Genomic DNA, 23622 nt, shown 5'->3' with positions numbered 1-23622 from the left:
TCAGTCGATGGGGGCGGCGATGACGACGGCGTTGCTCAGGTAGGCGGTGCCGTCCCAGTCGTCGCAGGTGATGAGGACCAGCCTGCCGGGAACGCTTTGGCTGAAGACGTTTGTGGCCGCCTTTGCCAGGGCCTTCTTGCGGTAGATGGTCACGGAGGTGACGCGGTAGTCGATCGTGCCGCGTCCGGTGGTCACCTTGACGGTCGCGCCTTTGGCCACCTGCTCGAGGTCGTCGAACACGCCTCCGCCGTAGTGCACGGTATGGCCGGTGATGACGGCTGAACCCTTCGCCGCACCGGGCTGCGCGCCATCGGACCACCATCCAAGCAAGCGCGGATTGGACGGCGGGTTGAGAACGCCGTTGCGAGCGCGAATCCCGAGCACCGGAGCGGAAATCCCCAGGCTGGGCACCGAAACCTTGATCGGGCTCCCGGGCCGCGCCGGCGTCGTACTTCTGATCTCCGAGGGTACGGACTTTGTCGGTTTGGCAGACGTCGTACTCGCCGGAGCTGCCGAAGGGCCGGCAGCTGTCTGCTGCCGGCCCTCGTTGCCCCTGAACTGCAAGTAACCGCCGGTCAGGAGAAGTGCGGCGCCGACCGCCAGGGCCGCGCAGGTCCACCAGGATGGACGAGCACGCCCGGGGCGGCGGCGCTGTGCGGGCATGTCAGGCCGAGTGCTGACCGCGGCGCTGCCGTGCCTTCAGTACACCGGCGAAAATGAGCACGCCACCGAGGCCGAGCAGTGCGAACCCCCAGGCGTTCTGGTGACCGGTGCTCGTGGCCGTGTTCTGGAACTGCTGCCCGCCGTCCATACCGGCGGGAAACTCGGTCGGGATCGCGACCGGGGTGCTCGACGTGCTGGTCGGAGTCACCGACGGCGACGGAGTGCTGGACGACGTCGGTGACTTGGTCGGCGTGTGCGACGTCGTCGGGGTCTTGGTTGGAGTCTTGGTCGGCGTCTTGGTCGGCGTCTTGGTCGGCGTCGGCGTGGGCTTCTTGCCGACGCAGAAGTTTACGTGGCTGATGCCGTAGTACTTCTGGTTGTTCGGGTTCACCGGCGGGTGCAACTTGGAACCCGAGGTCACCCCGGCCGGCCGGTAGTCGTAGAAGTTTGCCGCCGGGCCGCCCTTCACCAGGGCGCCGAACACGACGCCACCCGTGGCGGTGAAGGCAACGATCTGGCCGCCGGTCTGGTCACCGGCGTGCTCGGGGTCGTCCTGCGTCAAGACGCCCTCGGTCCAGTTCACCGTGACGCCGCCGGCGGTCTTCTGACCCGGCGTCGGCGGGTCGAACTTGATCTCGGTCGAGCCTGGGATGACCTGCGCACAGGTTGGGTTGCCGCTGATCACCTTGCCGTCCGCCGAGGCCGACGGCGCCACCGCGAGGGTGATGCCCCCCAGTGCGAGGGCCAGCGTGCCGGCCCCGCCCAGCAGCGCGACCGCGCGGGAGCGCGTCGACTTCACGCGCGCGTCCACCGATGTCTCGTTCACAGTTGTTTCCCCAAAGTCTGAAGGCCGGCCGATGTGACCGGCGTTTCGTCGGTGGTCCCCGGGAGAAACATCCCCCGGCTTGGACCAGGCGGTTCAAGCCATCCGTCGATAACCGGCCTACGCCGGATGTGTGCCGTCATCCCCGGACCGGTCTGTTCCGGTCCGCCCCACAAGAACGAGGGCTGTCGGCATTCTGGTGGCCCGAGGTTGCCTACCGCAAGTAGCAGGTCCGCGACTCGCCGTGGCCCTTACTTTTTGCAACCGAACCGTTTCCGGACAGGACGCAGAGTAGTTGACTTACGCCACTAACACGATGCTGGCCTGACCATCGCGAAGGTGCTGGGTGTTTCCCGGCGGTACGGCGCTCGGACAAGCACTTCGGGCTGGCGATCGACCTTCTGGGCTGTCACCGCGCCCGGCCGGCGCGGTCACCTGGCTGCTCGCGCCGATCGGCGGCGGGATTTTGGTGAGTGGCGCACGTCCGGTCAGCGGGTGAGGTAGAAACCGGGAGACCGCTGGAAGGACTCTTCGGCTGAAGGCGCCGAGGTCGTATCGAGGAATCTGGTCGCGCGACTTTGGTCGCTGTCAGTCGATGGGGGTGGCGATGACGACGGCATTGCTCAAGTACGCCGTACCGTCCCAGTCGTCGCAGGTGATCAGAACCAACCGCCCGGGAACGCTCTGGCTGAACACCTTCGTCGCCGCCGTCGCCAGCGCCTTCTTGCGATAGATGGTCACCGATGAGACCCGGTAGTTGATAGCGCCACGCCCGGTGGTCACCTTGACCGGGTCCCCGGCGGCGAGTTGATCGAGGTCGTCGAACGCGCCACCGCCGTCGTGCACGGTGTGGCCGGTGATCACGGCCGATCCCTCCGCCGCGCCGGGCTGAGCCCCGTCTGACCACCAGCCGACCAGGCGCGGATTGGACGGCGGGATGAGGGCGCCGTCGCGGACGCGAATCCCGAGCACCCGGGCGGAGACGCCCAGAGTGGGCACCGAGACCTTGACCGGGTTGCCCGGCCGGACCGGCGCCGTGCTTCGGATCTCCGGCGGCACCGTGGTCTTTTTGGTCGTCGACGTGGTGGGCTGTTTCGACGGCGGCTTCGTCGGTTTGGCGGACGTCTTACGCGTCGAGTTGGACACAGACGAGGGGCCGGCAGCTGTCTGCTGCCGGCCCTCATCAGCATCGCTTGTCCTGAGCTGCAGGTATCCGCCGGTCAGGAGAAGTGCGGCGCCGGCCGCCAGGGCCGCGCAGGTCCACCAGGATGAACGAGCACGCCCCGGGCGGCGACGCTGTGCGGGCATATCAGGCCGAGTGCTGACCGCGGCGCTGCCGTGCCTTCAGTACACCGGCGGAGACGAGCAGACCACCGAGGCCCAGCAGCGCGATACCCCAGATGCTCTGGCTGCTGTTGCCGGTGCTCGCGGAGGTGCTCTTCAGACCGCCGTCCAGACCCGCGGGAACCTCGGTCGGAACTCCGACCGTCGGGCTCGTGGCGGTGCTCGTCGGGCTCACAGTCGGCGTGGTGGTCGGCGTCTCGGACGGCGTGGTGGTCGGCGTCTCGGACGGCGTAGTCGTCGGTGTCTCAGTCGGCGTCGGCGTAGTCGTCGGTGTCTCAGTCGGCGTCGGCGTAGTCGTCGGCGTCTCAGTCGGCGTCGGCGTAGTCGTCGGCGTCTCAGTCGGCGTCGGCGTAGTCGTCGGCGTCTCAGTCGGCGTCGGCGTGGTGCCCTCGCCGACGCAGAAGCTCACGTGGCTGATGCCGTAGTACTTGCCGTTGTTGTCGTTGACCGGCGTGTGCAGCCCGACTCCAGCGATCGTTCCGCCTGGACGGTAGTCGTAGAAGTTGGCGTTCGGGCCGCCCTTGATGATGGCGCCGAGCACCGATCCACCCGTCGCGGTGAAGTTGACGAGGTCACCGGTCTTGGTCCACGTCACCGTGACCCCGTCGGCTTCCTTGGACCCCGGCGTCGGCGGGTCGAACTTGATCTCCGTCGAGCCCGCAATCAGGTCCGAGCATTTCGGGTTGCCCGGCACCGTGGTCACAGTCTCGGCCGACGCCGACGGAGCAGTTGCCAGGGTGACGCCGCCTAGGGCGAGAGCCAGCGCGCCGGCTCCACCGAGCAGCGCGACCGCGCGTGAACTCTTCGACTTCATGCGCGGGTCCACCGATGTGTCGTTCACAAATCTTCCCCATGTCTGAGGCCGGTCGGTACGACCGGCACGGTCGTCGGTGGTCCAACCGGAAGTCTGTCCCCCGGCTTGGACCAATCGGTTCAAGCCATCAGTCGATGCCGGCATCAGCCGGTGTGCGCCGTCATCCCCAGACCGGTCTGCTCCAGTCCGCCCGCCCCCGCGTAGAACAATCGCCCTCCGCATCTTGGTGGTGCGGCACTCCGTGCGCAAGTAGCAAGCCCGCGCCTCACACATTCCTTACACTTCGCAACCGAGCGTCCTTCTTCCCCGACGCCGTGTAGTTGCTCATAGCAACTGAATCACTGTTTTAGAATCTGAATCGCTGTATTCGCTATGATGCCGCGAGTGGCACGCGAAGCGGATCAGAAGACCGTGCTCGGATCGGTGTGGCTGCGGGCCGAACCGGCCGGTACGCGGGCGCCGTTGAGCCGGGACGACATCGTCCGTACGGCGGTCAAAGTGCTCGACCGGGACGGCTTGGAGACGTTCTCCATGCGGCGGATGGCGGCCGAGCTCGGGACGGCCGCGACATCGGCGTTGTACTGGCGGGTCGCGAACAAGAACGACCTGCTCGAGCTCGCCGTCGACGCCGTACTCGGGGAGGCGCTGGTGCCGGCGGACTCCGGCGATTGGCGCGACCAGGTGACAGTGCTGGCGCGGGCGGCGTACGAGGCGTTGTGGGCGCATCCCTGGGCGCCGCAGTTGCTCGCCTCGCACGCGGGGCTCGGGCCGAACTACCAGGCGCTGGCTGAGCGCGTGCTTACCATCTTGAGCTCAGCGGGCTTCAAAGGCGTGCATCTGGACGCGGCCGTTTCGGCGGTCTTCCACTACGTCATCGGCGCCGCGGTGACCGACGCCGCGTGGACGGCGACCGTACGGCGTAGTGGACTCACCGAAGCGACGTGGGCAACCGAGGCCGGCGACCAGCTCGGCGTCGGGGCGACGACTCTGGCCGCCTACCTCAGCCGCGAAAACCTCGCCGGCCCCGAAGCCCGCTTCACCACCGGCCTCCGCACCATCCTCATCGGCCTACGCCCCCGCCAGCTCTCCTGACCTCACCTTGAGACCCCCTCGACCATTCTGACCGCGCCGGGATGGTCGGTGCGTTCTCAAGGTCAGAGGTCGGCGAAGACCGACGCCGGGTTCTCGAACGCGTCGGCGACGAAGCGGAGGAACGCAGCCGCGGTGCCGCCGTCGCAGACTCGGTGGTCGAAGACGAAGGACAGCTGCGTCAGCTTGCGGATCGCGACTTCGCCGTTGACCACCCACGGGCGGTCGATGATCCGGCCGACGCCGAGGATCGCGACCTGCGGGTGGTTGATGATCGCCGCGCTGCCGTCCACGCCGAAACTGCCGTAGTTGTTCAGCGTGAACGTGCCACAGGACAGCTCGTACGGCGTCAGCCGGCCGGCCCGCGCGGATTGGGTCAGCCGCCGGATCTCGGCGTCCAGCCCGCGCGTCGTCAGCTGGTGAGCGTTCACCACCGCCGGTACGACGAGGCCCCGGTCGGTCTGTGCGGCGAGCCCGAGGTTGATCCCCTCGTACTGGACGAGTTCCTCACGCTCGGTGTCGACGAAGCCGTTCAGCTCTGGGTACTTCTGCAGTCCGGCGACCACGAATCGCGCCATCAACGCGAGCAGCCCCGGCCCGGGATCCGTTGCCGATCGCAACGACTCACGCAGGTCGATCAGCGCGGTCGCGTCGACGTCCACCCAGGTCGTCGCCTCCGGAATTTCCTGCCGGCTCCGGCTCAACGTCGCCGCGACGACCTTCCGGAACCCACTCATCGGAATCCGCCGCAACTCGGCCAGCCCGGTCCGCGAATCCGTCGCCCCCGCGACGCGCTCACCCTCCGCCGGCACCGCCTGCGCGGCGGCGGGCGTCTCCGGCTTTGGCTGCACGGCGGGCGTCTCCGGCTGCGCAGCGGCGGGCGTCGCCGATTGCGCGGTGGCGGGCGTCTGTGTCCGCTCCAGCCGCTGCGCGATCGCCAGCTCCACGTCCCGCCGCACGATCAACCCGTCCGGCCCGGTCCCGGCCAGCTCCCGCAGATCCACCTCGGCATCGCGCGCCAGCCGCCGTACCAGCGGCGAAATCACCAACGGCACCTTAGGCGCGGTTTCCGGAAGATTGTTTGCACTGGCTGGCAGTGATCTTCCGGAAAGGTGCGGCCGCCGCTTACGACGGCGCCCAACCCCAGCGCCGTCACCTGTTCCGTAACCGATGAGGACGTTGCCCGAGCCCGCGCGCTCTTCCTTCCGGTACGCCTCGGCGGCCGGCTCCTGCGACTCCGCGATGGTGATCAGCGGCTTGCCGACCGGGATGGTGGTGCCTGGTTCGCCGTGGAGTTCTTCGACGATCCCGCCGTACGGCGAGGGGAGCTCGACAAGGGACTTGGCGGTTTCGACCTCGGCGACCGGGGTGTCGACGGTGACGACATCACCGACCTTGACCAGCCAGCGGACGATCTCCGCCTCGGTCAGCCCCTCACCAAGGTCCGGGAGAAGGAAAGTGTTCACGAGTCCTCCCACTGCAGGTCGTCCACCGCGTCGAGGATCCGGTCCACTCCCGGCAGCTGGTGCTTCTCCAGCTTCGGCGGCGGATACGGGATGTCGAACCCGGTTACCCGCCGGATCGGCGCGGCCAGCGAGTGGAAGCACCGTTCGGTGACCCGGGCAACGATCTCCGACGACACACTCGCGAACCCGCTCGCCTCCGCGACCACCACAGCCCGGCCAGTACGACGTACGGCGGCACACACCGTCACGTCGTCGAACGGCACGATCGACCGCAGGTCAACCACCGTCAGCTGCCGACCTTCGGCGGCCGCAACCTCGGCGGCCTCCAGCGCCACCGGCACCGTCGGCCCGTACGCGATCAGCGTCGCGTCCGCGCCATCCCGTCGTACGACGGCGGTCCCGATCCCCGGCTGGGATTCGGTCAGGTCCACTTCTTCCTTGGCCCAGTAGAGCTTCTTCGGCTCCATGAAGACGACCGGATCGGGGAACTCGATTGCCTTGCGCAACAACGTGTACGCGTCCGCGACGGTGGCCGGGGCAACGACGGTGAGACCCGGGGTGTGCGCGTAGTAGCTCTCGGAGGAGTCGCAGTGATGCTCGACGCCGCCGATCCCGCCGGCGTACGGCATCCGGATCACCATCGGCAGGGTGATCTTGCCGCGGGTCCGGTTCCGCATCTTCGCCACGTGCGACACGATCTGCTCGAAGGCCGGGTAGCCGAAGGCATCGAACTGCATCTCGACCACCGGCCGCATCCCGTTCATCGCCAGCCCAACCGCCATCCCGACGATGCCGGACTCGGCAAGTGGGGTGTCGAAGCAACGATCCTCGCCGAACTCCGCGGTCAGCCCGTCGGTGATCCGGAAGACCCCGCCGAGCGCACCGACGTCCTCACCGAAGACGAGCACCGTGTCGTCGGCCTTCATCGCGTCGCGCAGGGCCTGATTGAGCGCCTGCGCCATGGTGATCTTTACGTGCGTCATCGCTCAGGCCTCCTCTCGCGCGAGCTCGTCCCGCAGGAATGCGGCCTGCTCCTTCAACTGCGGCGTCGGTTCGGTGTAGAGGTGCTCGAACAGGTCCGCCGGATCGACCACCGGCTCCGGCATCAAACCGTCGCGCAACGCGGTCGCGACCTGCGCCGCGTCTTCCTCTGCCCGCTGCTTGACGGCATCGTCAAGCAACCCCTCCTGCGTGAGGTACGCCTCCAGCCGCTTGATCGGGTCGCGATCCAGCCAAGGGGTCACCTCGTCCTCGTGGCGATACCGGCCGGCGTCGTCCGCGTTGGTGTGTGCCTGCACCCGATAGGTGTGCGCTTCGACAAGCTGCGGACCCTCACCCGCGCGCGCCTTCTCCACCGCTTGCCCGAGTACGGCGAGCAGCCCGGCAAGATCGTTGCCGTCGGCTTGTTCTCCAGGTACGCCGTACCCGATCCCCTTGTGGGCAAGGGATGGTGCGACGCTCTGCTTGGCGAGCGGCACGGAGATCGCGTACTCGTTGTTCTGGATGAAGAACACGACTGGCGCCTTGAAGACGGCGGCGAAGTTCAGCGCCTCGTGGAAGTCGCCCTCGCTGGTGGCACCGTCGCCGCACATCGCCACCACAACGGTGTCCTCGCCCTTCAACCGGGCCGCGTGCGCGACGCCGACCGCGTGGATCAGCTGCGTCGCCAACGGCGTGGTCTGCGGTGCCACGTTGCGCTCGTACGGGTCATAGCCGCAGTGCCAGTCGCCCCGCAGCAGCGTCAGCGCCTCGATCGGGTCGACCCCGCGGCTGACGATCGAGACGATGTCGCGGTACGTCGGGAACAGCCAGTCGCCGTCGCGGAGGACCATGGTGGCCGCGATCTGGCAGGCCTCCTGACCGTGCGACGACGGGTAGACGGCAAGCCGGCCCTGGCGGACGAGCGCGCTCGCCTGGTCGTTGATCCGGCGGCCTTTGACCAACTGTGCGTAGCCATCGACGAGTAGGTCAGAGGCCGGCTTCAAGTACGACGGATGGTCGTGGAAAACCCCGTCCTGGTCGATCAACCGGACGGGTTCAGCGGACGGGAGCAAACGCTCCTCGACGGTAGTCATGGACCCTCCATGCAGGAGACGGACGGTGGCCTCATCGTCGTACTTCTAGCCAATCGGATCCAGACCTGGGAAAATCACGAGACGCTTGGTCTCCAATCCTGCCATTGAGGAGCAGAATGTCCGACGACGTGATGATCAGCCCCTCCGAACCTGGACAGATGGTCGTCGCACCGGCACTGGACGAGATCGACCGGCAGATCGTCGAGGCGCTCTCCCGCGACGGCCGGCTCTCGATCCGGGCGCTGGCCGACCAGGTGCACATCTCCCGGGCGAACGCCTACGCACGGATGGAACGGCTCACCGCCACGGGCGTGATCACCGGCTTCACCGCCACGTTCGACCCGTTGAAGCTCGGCCTGGCGACGTCGGCGTACGTCACTCTCAGTCTCCGGCAGAGCTCCTGGCGGACGCTGAAGGAACAACTCCAGGCGATCCCCGAGGTCAAGCACATGGCCCTCGTTGGCGGCGATTTCGACGCCATCCTGCTGGTCCGGGCCGAGGACAACGAACACCTCCGCAGGGTCGTCCTGGAGAAGCTGCAGGCGATTCCGGAGGTCCTGGCCACTCGCACGGCGCTGATCTTCGAGGACGTCGGGACGCTCTAACAGCCGCAGGACCGCCGCAGGATGAGTTCGGTCGGGTACGTCACCGCCTCCACGGCGTCCTGACCGTCGATCAACCGCGTCACCGCCTCGTGCGCCATGCGCTCCAACGGCTGACGTACGACGCTCAGCGGCGGCCAGCTGTACTCGGTTTCCGCCGTACCGTCGAACGCCAGTACGGCGATGTCCTCGGGAACCCTCAGCCCCGCCTCGTGAATTGCCCGCAGGACGCCGACCGCCTGGAGATCCGAGCTGGCGAAGATGGCCGTCGGAACCTGATCGAGCAACTCCCGGCCGGCGTCGTACCCGCCCTGCCTGCTGAAGCTGGTGCGCGCGATCGGGCCCTCCTCGAGGCCGGCCTGCTCGAGGGCATCGCGCCAGCCGAGTTCGCGGTCCGGCGTACGGCGGCTGTGCCCGATCACGAGGCCGATGCGGCGATGGCCGTGATTGATCAGGTGCTCGACACCGCGGGCCGCGCCTGCGCGGTACTGCGGGCTGACCGAGCTCGCCGCTCGCAGCACCCGGTTGATCGCGATCACGGGGATGTCGACATCGGTCAAATCGGGATCATCGGTGGGCGCGACCAGGAGCAGTCCGCTCACCTGGCGGGCCAGTAGTTCCGCGATCTTCGCCTGCTCGGTCGCCGGATCGCCGTCGGCGCCGGTCTGCAGAACGACGTACCCGCGAGCCGACGCTTCCTTGTCGATCGCCTTGGCGAGCTCTGCGAACAACGGGTTGCCGCCGTCCGGCGTGATCAGGCCGAACGTCCGGGTCGTCCCCATCCGCAGCGCGCGGGCGGTCGCGTTCGGCCGGTAGCCGAGCACGCGGATCGCCTCCAGCACCTTGTCCCGCGTCTCCGGCGCGACCCGCCGCGGCCCTTCGTTCACCACGTAGCTGACGACGGCCGTACTGACGCCGGCGTACATGGCCACGTCGTTGCGGGTGACTGGGTCCTTCGGCATGAGCCGATGGTACGGCCATTGACCGACGTGGAAAACGGTTGCTAGCGTGCTGAGCTACACGAGTAGAAAGGGTCCGTCTTGCCCAGACGCTACGCAGTCGCCGGCACCGGAGGCCGGGCGCGGGAGTACGTCCGCGCGATCTTCCAGGAGCACCCCGAAGAGGCCGAACTGGTCGCGCTGCTCGACCCGAACCCGGGCCGGCTCGCGTTCCACCAGCGCAACGTCAAGGAGCTCGGCGGCTCCGAGCTTCCGCAGTACGGCGCCGACGACCTGGAACGGATGATCAAGGAGCAATCCGTCGACCGGGTGATCGTGACCAGCCCCGACTACACCCACGCCGGCGTCGTCTCCCGGATCCTGCGCGCCGGCGCGGACGTGATCGTGGAGAAGCCGCTCACGATCGATGCCGACGGCACCCGTCAGATCGTCGACGCGATGAACGAGTTCGGCAAGTCGGTCGTTGTCACCTTCAACTACCGCTACTCGCCACGCAACAGCGCGTTGCGGCAACTGATCCTGGACGGCGAGATCGGCGCGGTGACCAGCGTGGAGTTCCAGTGGGTGCTCGACACCCGGCACGGCGCGGACTATTTCCGCCGCTGGCACCGGGAGAAGAGGTTCTCCGGTGGTCTGCTGGTCCACAAGGCGTCGCACCACTTCGACCTGGTGAACTGGTGGATCGCCTCGACTCCTCGCCGGGTCTTCGCCTCCGGCGGCCTGTCCTTCTACGGCGACGAGAACGCGGCAGCTCGTGGCCTTGGGCAACGACCAGCGCGGGGCACGATCGATGGCTCGAGCAACGATCCGTGGTTGCTTGACCTGCGCAACGATGACGTCAACCGGCAGCTGTACCTGGAGAGCGAGCAGTACGACGGCTACATCCGCGACCAGGACGTGTTCGGTCCGGGCATCACGATCGAGGACAACCTGGCGGTAATCGCCGAGTACGCGAGCGGCGCCCGGCTGAGCTACTCGCTCAACGCCCACGCGCCGTGGGAGGGGTACCGCGTCTCGGTCAACGGCACCGAGGGCCGAGCCGAACTGGAGGTCGTCGAGCGGGCCGCTGTGATCGATGATCAGATCGACCCGAGCTACCCGTCCGAGCGCGTGGTCGCCGGCGACGTACGGACGCACGGCGAGCGGCTGGTACTGCAGAAGCACTGGGCATCCGCCGTCGAGGTGGAGATTCCGCAGGGTGTCGGCGGGCACGGCGGCGGCGACCGGCTGCTCTACAACGACCTCTTCCAGGGACCGGGCAATGATCCGCTCGGCCGCGCCGCCGACGTCCACGACGGCGTACGAGCGATCGCGGTCGGCATCGCCGCCAACGAGTCACTCGCCACCGGCCAGCCAGTCACCATCGCCAATCTGAACCTAGGCGGCTGGTCTTAAGCCTGTCTCACTGACGATGCGCTGGACGGTCATCTCCAACTACCTCGCTTGGTCGATGACCGTCCCGCGCGGCTCGTCGAGCACCTCGTCCCGTGATACAAGGTGGCCATCTCCTGAGGTGTGAAGGCATGGCCTTCGGTCGGGTCGCGCGCCGCCGCACCGTCTCTTCCAATATTTGCGTCGAGGTATGTCAGGTTGCTTGACGGCGGGCTGCTCGTTGGCGGCGGAACCAGATGAAGAGGGCCAGGCACGGGATGACGAGGCCGCCGATGCCGAGGACGAAGAAGTCCCATTCGGCACCGATGTGGTCGACCAGCCAGCCGAAGTTCTGCCCGAAGAAGCCGGTCAGGAAGGTCAGTGGCAGGAACACCGTGGCCAGGATGGTGAGCTGCTCGATGGTCGCGTTCTGCTGGACGCTCACCTTGGTCTGCTCGACCGAGATGACCGCCATGTTCGCCTCCAGCACCGTCGCGAGCAGGTCGCGCTGCGCCGCGACTTCCTCGTTCACCAGCACCAGGTGGTCGTGCACGTCGCGGAAGTACGGCAGCAGTTCGGTGTTGCGCGCACTACGTTCGATCGTCGCCAGTACGGCGATCAGCGGATGGACCGCGCGGTAGAAGTCGGTCACCTCGCGGCGGAGGAAGTAGATCCGCTCGGTGGGCGCGACGGAGCCGGCGAACACCGTGTGCTCGACCTGCTCGATATCGCGTTCCAGCTCGGCAACGACCGGACCGTAGCTGTCGACCACCTGGTCCAGGATCGCCCAGAGGACCGAGTTCGTGCCGACCTCCAGCAGTTCGGGGCGTTGTTCCAGCCGGAGACGGGCGCCGTGCAGATCGCTGGCGACTCCCTGCCGGACGGTGATCACGAACGCCGGCCCGACGAACACGCTGACTTCGCCGAAGTCCACCTCCTCCCGCTGCTCGTCGTACCGGGAAGTGCGCAGGATGACGAGGCGGATGTTGCCCTCGTAGGGCTCCACTTTCGGGCGGAGATGGAAGGTCTGCGCATCCTCGACGGCCAGCTCGTGCAGGCCGAAGCTCTCGCTCACCTGCGCGAGTTCCTCGGGGGACGGCTCGAACAGCCCGAGCCACACGAAGCCGCCGGCCTTGCAGCTGGCCGCGGCGTCCTCGACCGACATCGCCTCGACGTGCTGGCGGCGCCCGTCCCGGTAGTAAGCGCAATCGATGATCATGATGACCTCCTCCCCCGATCGTCGTCCCTGCGACCGCCGCGAAATAGGGTGGAGTGGAAAAGCCGCGATGAACTTCGGTGTCAGTTCGGGTCAGGAGGGCGTATGGGTCTGCCGGTGGTGTTGATGCCGGGTCCGATGAACCAGTCGGTGGCGGCCGGGCTGGCCGGGAAGTGCGAGCTGATCCGGCTCTGGGAGGAGAGCGACCCGGATGCCGTACTCGCGGCGCGGAAGGACGAGATCGTTGCCATCGCCACCGGTGGGACGCGGATCGACCGGGCCTTCCTGGAGCGGCTGCCCGCCGTACGGATCGTGGCGAGCTTCGGGGTCGGGTACGACCAGATCGACGCGACCACCGCGGCCGAGCTCGGTGTGGTGGTGACGAACACGCCCGGCGTACTCGACGACGAGGTCGCCGACACCGCGCTCGGATTGCTGCTGATGACGGTCCGCGAGCTGTCGCGGGCCGAGCGCTACCTTCGCGCCGGCCAGTGGCAGGAACGGCCGTACCCGTTGACCAAGGCAACGTTGCACGGCCGCCGGATGGGCATCCTCGGACTCGGCCGGATCGGCCAGGCGATCGCGGACCGGGTCGCCCCGTTCGGCGTCTCCGTTGCCTACCACAACCGTCGCCGCAAGGACGTCGCCTTCCGCTACTACCCGACGCTGGTCGAGATGGCGCACGACGTCGACATCCTGATGATCGTCATCCCGGGCGGCGACGAGACTCGCCACCTGGTCGACGCCGAGGTGCTGGCGGCGCTGGGCCCGGACGGCATCCTGATCAACGTCGCCCGCGGCTCGGTCGTCGACGAAGCGGCTCTGGTCGACGCGCTCCGCGATGGCACCATTTTGAGCGCCGGCCTGGACGTGTTCGAGAACGAACCGGAGGTGCACCCGGGTCTGCTCGAGCTCCCCAACGCCGTACTGCTCCCCCACGTCGGCTCCGCGTCAATCCCCACCCGCGACGCGATGGGCGGCCTCGTGGTGGAGAACCTCACCAACTGGTTCGACTACGGACTTCCGGTGACCCCGGTCGCGGAGTCCGCAGATCTGGTACGACGGCTATCCAGCTGAGCCCTCTGGCAGATCCCAGATGCGGCTGTGGGTCCAGGCGTACTCCCACGCCTGGATGTCGGGCGGCTGGATGCCGAGGCCGGTCAGGATCGCGCAGACCTGCTCGCGGTGGTGGTTGGCGTGGTTGATCGCCTGGGCGATGAAGATGCCGACCCGGGTGCCGCGGGTGCCGTTGTCGACGATGATGACGCGTTCGACGTCGATCGGCTTGGTGAGGAACTCCTCCCAGAGCGCGCCGGCCTCGTCGTTCCAGCGTTCGAGGGTGGCGAAGTCGGGCATCTCCTCGCTGTCCACGTAGTCGAGCGGGCTGTCGGCGATCCGGCGCAGGTAGCCGCCGTCACACCGGACGATGTGGTCGAGCGTGGCGAGGATCCCGCCGTACGTGCCGACGCCGGTGATTTCGAGCTGCTCGGCGGTCAGGTTCTGATCGCGGCAGAACTTGAGCAGGCTCTTCGTCGCCCAGTTGTTGTGCCGGATCGGGTCGTACAAGACGTCGTTGAGTCCCATGCTTTCAAGCTAGCTCTTCGGTCGCGGATGTCGCTGTGAATTTCAGGACGTCGTCCCAGTGCTCCTGCAGTACGGCGAGATGCGTCGTCTGCTCGCGGATCACCAGGGTCGCCTGCGGGATGCGCTCGGCGAGCCACCGGCCGTTGCGGACGGAGGCGTTCGAGTCCAGGTCGCCGTACCAGAGAGTCACGGGGCATCCGACCTGCTCGGGGCGGAAGTCCCAAGTCCGGAAGGAGATCGCGGCGTCGCGGAGGTAGCCGTCCGGGTTCGCGAGGGCTTCCCGGACGGAGGCTGCGATCGCGGCATCCGATCCCAGTGCTCTGCCGTCGACGGTCGGCCCGGGTTGGGTGATGAGTGCGGCGTCCTGTGGGTCCAGCTGGGCGAGGAATCGCCGTACCAGGGCGGTGTCGTCTGGATCGGCCGGGTTGAGCTGGGCGACGTACTGCTCGAAGTCGGGACGCATCTGCTCGACCGCCTCGCGTGGGGTCGTGTGCGCGAGACGGCTGAAGAAGGCCTGCTGCTCGGGGCCGAGGTCATCGCGGTGATACGGCGGCTCCAGCTCGGGCACTGACGCAGGACTCGCGACCACGCCGACCGCTGTCACCCGGTGCGGATGCCGGGCGGCACACGCCAACGCATACGGCCCACCAACCGACATCCCCAGTACGGCGTACTCCCCGACGCCGAGCAGGTCCGCCAGTGCCGCGATGTCGTCCGCCACTGACCCGTGAGTGGACGCCCCGGCATCGGACAGCCCGTATCCAGGCCTGTTTGCAGCGATCAGGCGCACGCCGAGGCGCCGGGCCGCGGCATCGCCGTTGTAGGCGGCGTGCCGCGTGTCCGGGCACCCGTGCAGGAAGAACACGGCGCGACCGTCCGCCGCGCCACCTTCCCACCACTGCACACGCCTGCCATCCGGCAGGCGTTGCTCAGCTGCTGGCGGCGATGTTCACCATCCAGTTGATGCCGAACCTGTCCGTCACCATGCCGAACTCGTCGCCCCACATCTGCTTCTCCAGTGGAACGGAGACCTTGCCGCCTTCGGACAGTTTCTCGTAGTAACCGCGCAGGTCGTCGCCGTCGTCACCGCTCAGGCTGACCGCGATGTTCTCGCCTGGGTTGTACGACATCCCCTGCGGCGTGTCGGCCGCCATCAACGTGAACCCGCTCGGTGTCTCGAGTTGGGCGTGCATGAGCTTCTCGTCGTCGTCCGGGCCGTGGCTCGCGCCGAACTCGGCGAACGTGTTGGTCGTCAGCTCCCCACCGAACACGTCCTTGTAGAACTCCATCGCCTCCCGTGCACTGCCGTCGAACTGGATGTACGGATTGAGCCGAGACGCCATCTGAACTCCCCTTCCCCCAATGAAAACCACTCTTGGCCGCACCCTAGACCCGCCCACCGACAGTCCGCGAGACCCCAGATCCGGCGGTCGATAAATGAGCCGCCGATTGCCCGCCGGCCCGGCTAGGGTCGCGCCATGATCCTGCGACACATCACGATCGATGCCGGCAATCCGTACGTACTCGCGCAGTTCTGGAGCACCGTGACCGGCTGGCCGATCGCGGACGGCGACGTACCCGGTGACGACGAGGTCCTCGTGGTCGCGCCGTCTCCAGTGCCTTCGCTGTTGTTCATCGCCGTACCGGAGTCGAAGTCGGTCAAGAACCGGGTCCACATCGACTGGGTCCCGACCGAACGCACCCGCGACGAGGAGGTCGACCGCCTGCTCACCTTGGGCGCCACCATTCACGAAGACCACCGGACGCCCGAAGGCCCCGGCTGGGTCACCATGCTCGACCCCGAGCACAACGAGTTCTGCATCGAACGCAGCCTTGCCGAGCGCTCAGCCTGAATTCACAGACAGGCCGTGACCGCCGACATGCTCTGCGTCAGCGCGTGCGGAGCAACCTCTCTCAGCGCCGCTTCATGCCGCGGGGATTTCGCGTAGGCGATGGAGCTGAGGCCGGCGTTGTGGGCGAACTGGACGTCGGTCGGCTCGTCTCCGATCATGCAGCAGCTTGCTGGGCCGCGGTCGAGTAATCGGAGCGCCTGGGTCGCGTTGAAGGGGTCGGGCTTCATCAGCTCTGGCCGAGCGTACGGCCGACCGAGGACCGGGGTGACCAGGCCAGTCAGGTCATGGCAGTCAAGGAAGAGTTCGATGGCCGCGGCCGCGTTGTTGCTGATGATGACCACCGGCCGGCCGGTCCGCGCGCACGCGGCGAGAAAGTCCGCGGCGCCGGGCGTGATCGGAGCGGTCCGGGCCGCCTCGATCTCGCCCTGTACGGCAGCCTGCTCAACCTCGTCGAGCACCTCAGCCGCATGCTCCGCCGCGTATCTGAGCACCCTCAGGTGCTCGACGGTGCTGGCGATCGGTTCCGGCATGGCGATCCCAGCCGCAAGAATCGGCGTACGCACGCCGTCCCCGATCCGCGACCCACTCCCACTCGGAAACAGATCACAAACCGGCCCATCGAAGTCGAGCAGAAACGCCTCCACCCCACCCACAACCGCAGCCAACGACTCAGACACCCCGAAACCGTACCCAGCAGGATTCTCCGCATGGCTTTGTACTTGATAACCGGGACGTCTGGAGTTGGGAAGTCGGCGGTTCGGGGGGAGTTGCGGCGGCGGGGGTACGTTGCCTATGGGTCGGATGAGGATGGGCTTGCGCGGTGGTTCGACAACACGAGCGGCGCGGAGGTGCGGCTGCCTGATCAGCGCGGGGACGAGTGGTTCGCTCGGAATACGTATCGGCTGCCACCGGAGACCGTACGGCGGATTGCGGCGGAGCCGGGGCATCGGTTCATCTGTGGGACGGTCGGGAACGAAGGCGAGATCTGGGAGCTGTTCACCGCCGTCGTCTGCCTCACCGTCGACGCGACCACCTTGCGCCGGCGGCTGAGCGCGCGTACTGGCGGCTTCGGTTCGACCGAGGACGAGATCCGGCGGATCCTCGGTTGGCATCAGACCGTTGCCGAAGACAACGAGCGGTACGGCGCTCTGCTCGTCGACGCGAGCGGCCCTGTCGAGGACGTCGTCGACGCTCTTCTGACGGCTCTCCGGCTACCGCTCGACCTTTGACACCGGGTGCCAACCGGAGGGCGGGTCTTCACCTACCCGGCCGTCGACGGCTTCGCGGATGAGGTCGGCGTGGCCGGTGTGGCGCCCGTACTCCTCGATCAGGTCGCAGACGAGGCGGCGGAGGCTCGGGTGCCGGCCGTCCGGCCAGCTGATGTGCGCGGGCTGGTCGAGCCCACCGTCAGCGATGGCCGCAGCGAGTCTCGCGCGGGAGCGTTCGACCGCGCCGTCCCAGAGCGCGTAGAGCTCCTCAGGTGTGTCGTCGGCCGCGGAGTTGAACTCCCAGTCGTTGTCGTCCTTCCACCCGTTGACCTCCCACGGCCCGCCCATCGGCTCACCACGGAACTTCACGGCGAACATGTAGTCCTCGTTCGCCGCGAGATGCTTGAGCAGCCCACCGAGCGTCATACTCGACGCCCCGATCTTCACCTGCAGCCCGGCCGAGTCGAGCTCGTCCACCTTCCACCGGAACGTCGTACGCAACCGATCAAGCGCCCCAACCAGGTGCTCAACCTCATTCCCAGCCAGCGGAGGCTCCCACCAATAGTCACTCATACCGCCACGCTAACCCCCATTCCGGACAATCCCCTTCCGGTTACCCTGACGCTTAGACGATCGTCACCGAAGCGTGGGCGTTGGATCAGTTGTGGTTGTGCGTGGTTACGGGAGCGACCGGTGGCAGCGAGCTTGCACCGCCGCCGGCAGCGACGCGTTGTGGCATTGGGCTGGCCGTGAAGGCATGCACGGTTGTGCCGGCAGTCGCGGTTACGAAGGCGGCCTCGGACGGCACCTCGGCGGGGAGTGGAACGCTGTGGCTGCCCTTGGCGAGTTCGGTGTTGAGCACCTGCAGCGAGGTGCTCTTGGGCTCGGGTGGGGTGAGGGAGGTGTGCCAATAGGCATCGATGGTGACGTGGGCGGGGTCGTCCAAGTTCAACTGCACAACTCGCCGTTCGGTGTCATAGGAGACCACGCTCTCGTTCGCCGGTTCGCGTTGGCCGGCGCCAGCAACCTGCGCTGCGATGAGGCCGGGGATGCCGGCTAGGCCCTGGATGAAGGTCGTGTCCGGGTTGGTTGCTGCGATCTGTTCACGGAGGTACTGCTTGGTGTCCGGAGGAACCTGACCGCCGAAAACGACGATGTCGAGCTCAGCGACGTCGTACTCGTCCAGGACGCTGTCGAACTGATTGGTGGCATCGGCGAGGAAGCCCCGGCCTCGCAGGATCTCGACGGCTTCGAGGAGCACGCTCGGACTCCTTCCGACGATGAGGACTCGCTCGGGGTCGCTCTGAGGTTTCATCGTTGGATCTCCTTCGTGACGCGCCATTGTTGGCGCGGCCAATGTTGGTGATACCAACGTACGCGATGTTGGCGCGACCAACAACCACGTATGATCCGAACGTGCCCGCGAACGACCACCATCCCCACCTCACTCCGGCGCGCATAGCGCAGCGCCCGACGTGGCTCGTCTCCCGCGTCTTCGCACGCTCGTCAGGGCTCCTCAACGCTGCTTTCGAGGCGCAGGGCGGCGGCCTTCGCGGGTACCACTACCGCTTGCTCGCAGCCCTCGACGAGTACGGCGCCGCCAGCCAAGCCGACCTCGGTCGCAGCGTCAGCCTCGACCGCAGCGACGTCACGGCGGTCCTCTCCGAACTCGAAGCCCGTGGCCTGGTCGAGCGCACTGTCGACCCCGACCACAAGCGCCGCAAGATCGTCACCCTGACCCCAGCCGGCAGGAAGCAACTCCTCGCCCTCGACGCGATCGTCGACCAGACCCAGGCCGACTTCCTCGCGCCGCTCACCACAACCCAACGCCGCCAGTTCACCGACCTACTCACCCGACTCCTCACCCCCGAGTAGGCCGACCGCAGCACCTTCAGCGGCATGCGACCTGTGGTTGACGGTGGCGCTCTGGCACCGGCCGACATCGACCGGATCGTGATCCAGCCGACCGAGGTGAGCCGCTTCAGGTTCGTCACACTCGACGAGGCCGAGCGACTGCTCGATGCCGGGCAGTTCGCACGCGTCGCAGCTGCACTCAAGAGCCGAACGTCGGCGACAACGACGTACCTGGAGAACGGCCTTCCACCTCGGTCTACCTAACCTCGGGACGCGGCCCGGAAACTCAGGGGCACCACCAACGAGCAACGACAAGCGCATCCTCGTGGTGGAGGTCACGCCTGGGCGGTGACCACCCACGCGGCGGCGCCGAGGTGGATCCCAACGCCTTCGTGGTACCGATCCTTGAGCTCGCTCCGCACGGTTCGGAGCACGTCATCCCGGCTGTCCCCGTCGACGAACCCGAGCAGCCCTTTCGGCATGCCCATGTCGAGGAGGAAGTCGACCGAGTCGTCGGGGCCGCCTCCACCTCCGAGGATGATCGCGGGAGTGCACGAGTGGCACGCAACCTGTTCGAACCCGGCGGCACCGAGCAGCGTCGTGATGTCGTCCGGTTGGGCGAGCGCGAACATGCCGGGTCCACGAGACAGCCCACCGAACTCGGGCAGCTCGACGTGCCGACGAACGGCATCCGCGATCAGTGTCAACCACTCGTTCGCGGCCAGACCCTGCCAAGACACGAACGCGGCCCGGCCCCCGGCACGCAGCGCCCGTCGGATGTTGGTGAACGCCGCCACGGGGTCGTCGAAGAACATCAACCCGAACTGGCTGATGACCAGATCGAACGTGCCGGCGTCGAACTGGTGAGTCTGCGCGTCAGCGATCACGAACTCGGCGTTGCCGATCTGCGCGTCCTGCGCGCGACGCCGGGCCAGTTCGACGAGCGGCTCCGAAAAGTCGACGCCGGTGACGCGTCCGGCTCGGGTGGCGGCGGCCAGCGTCGACGTACCGGATCCGCAGCCCACATCGAGCACCACATGGTGTCCCTCGAGCCTTGCCCATTCCAGGAGTGCCTGGGTGAAGGGCTCGAGCTGACGGTCGTAGCGGTCGGCGTGGTCGACGAAGTGCGCCGATTCCCGTCCGTTCCACGCCTCCGCCTGTTGTTGGTTCGCTCGCACCGCGCCTCCGCACCGACGGCTGATGTTGTCGTTCATCTCGAACGCCTCGCTCTTGTCGATCAGCGTGACGTGGACCTCGTCGCCGAACTCGTCGGCCAGACGCGTCGTGTCCTCGAGGCCACCAAAGCCGGCCCCGAGGACCACGAAACGCGGCGGCCATGTTCAGCCCGGTTTCGCAACGATGCCGATGTAGGACGCCGGCCGCGTTACTTGTCGTAGGCCGACGGCGACGATCCAGCGTTGACCCCGGATGTTGCCACTTCCTTCCACCAGTCCGCGCCCTCGATCATCTCCCTGATCTGGCTGTCAGTGAGCTGCGGATGGGCCCGGGTGGTGTGCTCCTTGATGCTGTGGAACAGGTCTTCGTCATCCGCGCCGGTGAACTCGATCCTGTCGTGCGACGGATCTACACAGTGGAATCCGCGCATTGGTCCTCCTCCGATGTGTGACCGATCGATGCGACTGTCCGCATCCATGGCTATGACGCTAGAGAAGCCGTCGGCACGTATCATGAGGGATCTCCCTCAGATCCAGGGGGCACGTGGTACCCGTAAGGTGGCGCGAGTGACCGGGTTCTTCGGGCGCACGGATGAGCTCGAACTAGTTCGCGCTGCGGTTGCCCGGGCGCACGGCGCGCGGCGCCTGACCGCAGTCGTCGTGGACGGTGAACCCGGCGTCGGCAAGACAAGGCTGATCGACGAGGCTTTGAGGAACGTCCGGGTCGATCGGGTTGCGGTGTCCGCGTACGAGCCGGAGATGGGCCTGCCCTTCTCCCTCGGCCACGACCTGACCCGCGCGCTCGCACGCTCATCGCACGCAGCCGGACAGATCCTGGACCCGATACTCGCGCCGGAGCCCGGCGGCCCGTTGCCCGACTGGACGTCCGTGTTCGAAGCGGCCCATCGCGCGGCTGGCGTCCGCGACTCACTCCTCATCACGATCGATGACTTCCAGTGGTCGGACGAGCGATCCACGGCGCTCATCCACTACCTGGTGCGCGGGGCCCAGGCCGACGGTGATCCGCTGGCGCTCGTCGTCGGCGGTCGGCGGTCCACTGCCGTGAGCGCGCTCGTCACGTCCCTGGAGCGCCTGCTTGGCGAAGGGCTGACCCGGGTGACACTCGGACCACTCGACCACCGCTCGACAGTGGCGCTGGCGCGCGCCGTGAACCCGGCACTGGATCCTCGCGGTGCTGCGGCGGTCGCCGACCGGTCCGGCGGCTCTCCCTTCTGGTGCGAGCTCCTGGCCACGGCCCGGAACGTCGAAGCCGATGTGGCGCGCATCGTCGCCGACCGTCTCTCGGCGGCGGGCACCGACGCAGCGGTGCTCCTGGAGACGATCGCAGTGCTCGGACGGCAGGCGCCGGTCGAGGATCTCATCGCGATCCGAGGCTGGCCGGACGATCGGCTCACGGCAGCGCTGGTGGAACTGATGGCAGCCGGATTGCTGGTAGATGAGGGAGGCGCGTTCCGAATCGTCCACGACCTCGTGCGCACCGCCGTCGAGACCCAGCTTCCGGATGAACGGCGACGCGACATCCACGCGCGGGTCGCCACGTGGCTGGAGAGCATTGCGGGCGAGAACGTCACGCTGCTGCTGAGGGCTGCAGAAGCCAGGAATCGGGCAGGGCGCGACCACCTACCGCTTACCCTCCGGATCGTACGGTCACCGATGCGCAGGCTGATAGGGCTCGACGGGCTGCGGTCGATCGTTGCTCTCGTCGACTCGGTGCCGGCCGGCACGCCGCAGGAGTGCGAGCTGCAAGGCGAACTCGCATCCTTGGCCGCGGAGCTCGGTCAGCAGGGGCTTGCGATGGAACGATGGGCGCGCATCGCGGACCGACTGGGTACGCCGCGTGATCGCGCGCGCGCCTGGCTAGGCGCATCCGAAGCGGCACAGCAGCTCGAGCGGACCGATGATGCGCGCGCACACCTCGAGCGCGCGCGCAGTGCGGGCAGCGACGACCCGGTGCTCCTCCTGGAGCTCCAGGCCGCGGACGCAGCGATCACACGGTGGCTCGAGAACCGCCCGCAGGAAGCGGGGATCGTTACGATCGCTGCTCTCGAACGCGCGCGCGCCCTGGCCGCTTCGACCCGCCCAGCGGAGCCGCTCGAGCCACGCTTCCAGAGCGCATACGAACACACCCTCGTGCTCGCCTGTGTGGACGCCATGCAGGCGAACGAGCCGGAAGTCATCCTCCCCCTGGTCGACGAGCTCACCCGAGTTGCAGTAGGGGCCGGCATCGAGGCATCGCTGCAGGCGAGCCTCCGGCGTGGCTCGGCTCTCATGCTCCTGGGTCGCCTCCCCGAAGCCGAGGAGCAGCTCGCAGCGGCGTGGCTGGAGGCGCGCCGCTCGTTCCTTTCAGGGATCGCCCTCGACATCGGTTCGTGGCTCACCCAAACGAGATACCTGCGCGGCCACCTCAGCGAGGCTCAGGAGGTGGCCGAAGAATGCGAGGCGCTCGCGGAACGCATCGGCGAGCCTTCTCGGTCAGCCATGGGCGCGCGGATGTATCGGCTGATCGGCACGATCTCCGCCGGCGACCACCGCGCCGCACTCGCTGGCCTGGTGGCGCAATGCGAGAGCGAACGGGATCCTCATCACCGCATCCCGCTCCATCAGGCCATCTCGCGCTGGCACTCGCGGCTCGGAGGAGCTGCGCGCGCCGACGAGGTGCGCGCTCGAATCGCCACCGCCCGCACGGATGTCGCGGAAGCGCGATGCACCAGATGCCGCCTGGAGTTCACCCGAGCAGCCACTGAGTCGCTGGCGCGCGTCGGAGCCGTCGCCGAGGCCATGCGCTGGTTCGAAGAGGCGGAGAAGGCGCCGCCGCGGGGCGACCTTCAAGCGTGGGACCAGCTACGAGCCCGATCGGCCCTTGCCGCAGCAGGACGAGGGGATCGTGCCTCGCTTCAAGACGCCATCGACACAGCGGACAGACTGGGGATGGGCATCGAATCGATCTGGGCCCGCACGAACATCGCGCTCGTGAAAGCGGGCGACGGCGACACGGCTGGAGCGGAGACGATCCTGTGGCAAGCCTCGGCGATCGCCGAGGCGACCGGGGCCAGGACGGAGCGGGCGCATATCGACCAGCTCCTGCGCCAACTTGGCATCCGCACATGGCGACGCGGACCGCGAGCAGGGCCGACCGGTGACCTCTCCGTCCTGAGCGACCGCGAGCGCGAGATCGCGAACCTCATCGCCGGTGGCGCCAGCAACCCGGATATCGCGGGCGCGCTGTTCCTGTCTCGCAAGACGGTCGAGCGACATGTCTCGAGCATCCTGGAAAAGCTCGAGGTAAGGAACCGTGCCCAGCTTGCAGCCAAGGTGGCAGCCGGCGACGGAGGTCGCTAGCACCGAACGGCCGAGTTGACGCGTCCGCGACGACACCTGACGATCACACTTACGCACGCAGCCCGCTGGAGTCAGCGCCGCTCCTGTACTCGAAGTCACCGGCGCTATAGATCGTCAAGGAGTTGGGGTGAAGGCTTGGTGGATGTGGGGTAGGAGTTCGCGGGCG

General features: G+C 67.5%; 26 protein-coding genes. 9 read left to right on the top strand and 17 right to left on the bottom strand.

What is annotated here, in order from left to right; genetic code table 11:
- From EV646_RS39960 to EV646_RS09640, 4 genes are all read right to left on the bottom strand, one after another.
- A complete protein-coding gene (locus tag EV646_RS39960) occupies positions 1–411 on the bottom strand; it encodes a class F sortase (RefSeq protein ID WP_241995689.1) in 411 nt (136 codons plus the stop codon).
- 253 nt (positions 412–664) lie between these two features.
- On the bottom strand, positions 665–1489 hold the full coding sequence (locus EV646_RS09650) for a hypothetical protein (protein WP_132146327.1): 825 nt from the start codon (positions 1487–1489) through the stop codon (positions 665–667).
- A 585-nt stretch (positions 1490–2074) separates the two neighbouring features.
- Positions 2075–2794, bottom strand: coding sequence for a class F sortase (locus tag EV646_RS09645; protein ID WP_132146324.1), 720 nt, complete (start codon positions 2792–2794; stop codon positions 2075–2077).
- A 1-nt stretch (position 2795) separates the two neighbouring features.
- Positions 2796–3644 (bottom strand): hypothetical protein, encoded by an 849-nt coding sequence (locus tag EV646_RS09640; protein ID WP_132146321.1) that lies wholly within the window; start codon positions 3642–3644, stop codon positions 2796–2798.
- 384 nt (positions 3645–4028) lie between these two features.
- Between EV646_RS09640 and EV646_RS09635 the strand changes: the two genes are divergently transcribed.
- Positions 4029–4736, top strand: coding sequence for a TetR/AcrR family transcriptional regulator (locus EV646_RS09635; protein ID WP_132146318.1), 708 nt, complete (start codon positions 4029–4031; stop codon positions 4734–4736).
- A gap of 62 nt (positions 4737–4798) precedes the next feature.
- Here EV646_RS09635 and EV646_RS09630 read toward each other — a convergent pair whose 3' ends face one another.
- The 3 genes from EV646_RS09630 to EV646_RS09620 are packed head-to-tail and all read right to left on the bottom strand — an operon-like array spanning position 4799 to position 8274.
- On the bottom strand, positions 4799–6199 hold the full coding sequence (locus EV646_RS09630) for a dihydrolipoamide acetyltransferase family protein (RefSeq protein WP_132146315.1): 1401 nt from the start codon (positions 6197–6199) through the stop codon (positions 4799–4801).
- Positions 6196–7182: an alpha-ketoacid dehydrogenase subunit beta gene (locus EV646_RS09625; protein WP_132146312.1), complete on the bottom strand. Its 987-nt coding sequence runs from the start codon at positions 7180–7182 to the stop codon at positions 6196–6198. Before EV646_RS09625 ends, EV646_RS09630 begins: the two co-directional genes overlap by 4 nt.
- 3 nt (positions 7183–7185) lie before the next feature.
- Positions 7186–8274: a thiamine pyrophosphate-dependent dehydrogenase E1 component subunit alpha gene (locus EV646_RS09620; protein WP_132146309.1), complete on the bottom strand. Its 1089-nt coding sequence runs from the start codon at positions 8272–8274 to the stop codon at positions 7186–7188.
- A gap of 116 nt (positions 8275–8390) precedes the next feature.
- Here EV646_RS09620 and EV646_RS09615 point away from each other — a divergent pair, with 116 nt between their 5' ends.
- Positions 8391–8879: an Lrp/AsnC family transcriptional regulator gene (locus EV646_RS09615; protein WP_132146306.1), complete on the top strand. Its 489-nt coding sequence runs from the start codon at positions 8391–8393 to the stop codon at positions 8877–8879.
- Here EV646_RS09615 and EV646_RS09610 read toward each other — a convergent pair.
- Positions 8876–9838, bottom strand: a complete 963-nt coding sequence (locus EV646_RS09610) for a LacI family DNA-binding transcriptional regulator (RefSeq protein WP_132146303.1) — start codon at positions 9836–9838, stop codon at positions 8876–8878. The two genes, EV646_RS09615 and EV646_RS09610, sit on opposite strands and share 4 nt — an antisense overlap.
- 78 nt (positions 9839–9916) lie before the next feature.
- On the opposite strand from EV646_RS09610, the gene EV646_RS09605 reads away from it, so the two are divergent.
- Positions 9917–11230 (top strand): Gfo/Idh/MocA family protein, encoded by a 1314-nt coding sequence (locus tag EV646_RS09605; RefSeq protein ID WP_132146300.1) that lies wholly within the window; start codon positions 9917–9919, stop codon positions 11228–11230.
- Positions 11231–11420: 190 nt separating this feature from the next.
- Here the strand turns inward: EV646_RS09605 and EV646_RS09600 are convergent, their stop codons facing one another.
- Positions 11421–12425 (bottom strand): magnesium and cobalt transport protein CorA, encoded by a 1005-nt coding sequence (locus EV646_RS09600; protein WP_132146297.1) that lies wholly within the window; start codon positions 12423–12425, stop codon positions 11421–11423.
- 102 nt (positions 12426–12527) lie between these two features.
- Between EV646_RS09600 and EV646_RS09595 the strand changes: the two genes are divergently transcribed.
- Positions 12528–13499 carry a 2-hydroxyacid dehydrogenase gene (locus EV646_RS09595; protein ID WP_132146294.1) on the top strand — a complete coding sequence of 324 codons (972 nt, stop codon included), beginning with the start codon at positions 12528–12530 and terminating at the stop codon, positions 13497–13499.
- On the opposite strand, the gene EV646_RS09590 is transcribed toward EV646_RS09595, so the two are convergent.
- Genes EV646_RS09590 through EV646_RS09580 form a run of 3 tightly spaced genes read right to left on the bottom strand, consistent with a single transcriptional unit; the run spans position 13488 to position 15349 of the window.
- Positions 13488–14006: a DinB family protein gene (locus tag EV646_RS09590; protein WP_132146291.1), complete on the bottom strand. Its 519-nt coding sequence runs from the start codon at positions 14004–14006 to the stop codon at positions 13488–13490. The two genes, EV646_RS09595 and EV646_RS09590, sit on opposite strands and share 12 nt — an antisense overlap.
- A 4-nt stretch (positions 14007–14010) precedes the next feature.
- Complete coding sequence (locus tag EV646_RS09585) at positions 14011–14910, bottom strand: alpha/beta fold hydrolase (protein WP_158290934.1); 900 nt, start codon at positions 14908–14910, stop codon at positions 14011–14013.
- Between the two features lie 25 nt (positions 14911–14935).
- Positions 14936–15349, bottom strand: coding sequence for a VOC family protein (locus tag EV646_RS09580; protein ID WP_132146285.1), 414 nt, complete (start codon positions 15347–15349; stop codon positions 14936–14938).
- Positions 15350–15484: 135 nt separating this feature from the next.
- Here EV646_RS09580 and EV646_RS09575 point away from each other — a divergent pair, with 135 nt between their 5' ends.
- Positions 15485–15859 carry a VOC family protein gene (locus EV646_RS09575; RefSeq protein WP_132146282.1) on the top strand — a complete coding sequence of 125 codons (375 nt, stop codon included), beginning with the start codon at positions 15485–15487 and terminating at the stop codon, positions 15857–15859.
- Positions 15860–15861: 2 nt separating this feature from the next.
- On the opposite strand, the gene EV646_RS38820 is transcribed toward EV646_RS09575, so the two are convergent.
- Positions 15862–16536, bottom strand: coding sequence for an HAD family hydrolase (locus tag EV646_RS38820; RefSeq protein WP_158290933.1), 675 nt, complete (start codon positions 16534–16536; stop codon positions 15862–15864).
- 30 nt (positions 16537–16566) lie between these two features.
- Between EV646_RS38820 and EV646_RS38815 the strand changes: the two genes are divergently transcribed.
- Positions 16567–17088 carry an AAA family ATPase gene (locus EV646_RS38815; RefSeq protein ID WP_158290932.1) on the top strand — a complete coding sequence of 174 codons (522 nt, stop codon included), beginning with the start codon at positions 16567–16569 and terminating at the stop codon, positions 17086–17088.
- Here the strand turns inward: EV646_RS38815 and EV646_RS09565 are convergent.
- Together EV646_RS09565 and EV646_RS09560 are read right to left on the bottom strand one after the other, a co-directional pair.
- Complete coding sequence (locus tag EV646_RS09565; protein WP_132146276.1) at positions 17071–17640, bottom strand: mycothiol transferase; 570 nt, start codon at positions 17638–17640, stop codon at positions 17071–17073. The genes EV646_RS38815 and EV646_RS09565 overlap by 18 nt on opposite strands.
- A gap of 85 nt (positions 17641–17725) precedes the next feature.
- On the bottom strand, positions 17726–18382 hold the full coding sequence (locus EV646_RS09560; protein ID WP_132146273.1) for a hypothetical protein: 657 nt from the start codon (positions 18380–18382) through the stop codon (positions 17726–17728).
- Positions 18383–18483: 101 nt separating this feature from the next.
- Here EV646_RS09560 and EV646_RS09555 point away from each other — a divergent pair, with 101 nt between their 5' ends.
- On the top strand, positions 18484–18942 hold the full coding sequence (locus EV646_RS09555) for a MarR family winged helix-turn-helix transcriptional regulator (protein WP_241995687.1): 459 nt from the start codon (positions 18484–18486) through the stop codon (positions 18940–18942).
- A gap of 24 nt (positions 18943–18966) precedes the next feature.
- Positions 18967–19185, top strand: coding sequence for an NUDIX hydrolase (locus tag EV646_RS09550; protein ID WP_132146267.1), 219 nt, complete (start codon positions 18967–18969; stop codon positions 19183–19185).
- Positions 19186–19256: 71 nt separating this feature from the next.
- On the opposite strand, the gene EV646_RS09545 is transcribed toward EV646_RS09550, so the two are convergent.
- Both EV646_RS09545 and EV646_RS38810 read right to left on the bottom strand, forming a co-directional pair.
- Complete coding sequence (locus tag EV646_RS09545) at positions 19257–20243, bottom strand: class I SAM-dependent methyltransferase (RefSeq protein ID WP_132146264.1); 987 nt, start codon at positions 20241–20243, stop codon at positions 19257–19259.
- A gap of 62 nt (positions 20244–20305) precedes the next feature.
- On the bottom strand, positions 20306–20527 hold the full coding sequence (locus tag EV646_RS38810) for a hypothetical protein (RefSeq protein ID WP_158290931.1): 222 nt from the start codon (positions 20525–20527) through the stop codon (positions 20306–20308).
- A 136-nt stretch (positions 20528–20663) separates the two neighbouring features.
- Between EV646_RS38810 and EV646_RS09540 the strand changes: the two genes are divergently transcribed.
- The gene (locus EV646_RS09540; RefSeq protein ID WP_158290930.1) at positions 20664–23456 is read left to right on the top strand and encodes a helix-turn-helix transcriptional regulator; all 2793 of its coding nucleotides are present in this window, start codon (positions 20664–20666) and stop codon (positions 23454–23456) included.
- The last annotated feature ends 166 nt before the right edge of the window (positions 23457–23622 follow it).

Source organism: Kribbella antiqua (genome assembly GCF_004345665.1).
Taxonomy (GTDB): domain Bacteria; phylum Actinomycetota; class Actinomycetes; order Propionibacteriales; family Kribbellaceae; genus Kribbella; species Kribbella antiqua.
This window is presented reverse-complemented; position numbering and strand designations above follow the sequence as displayed.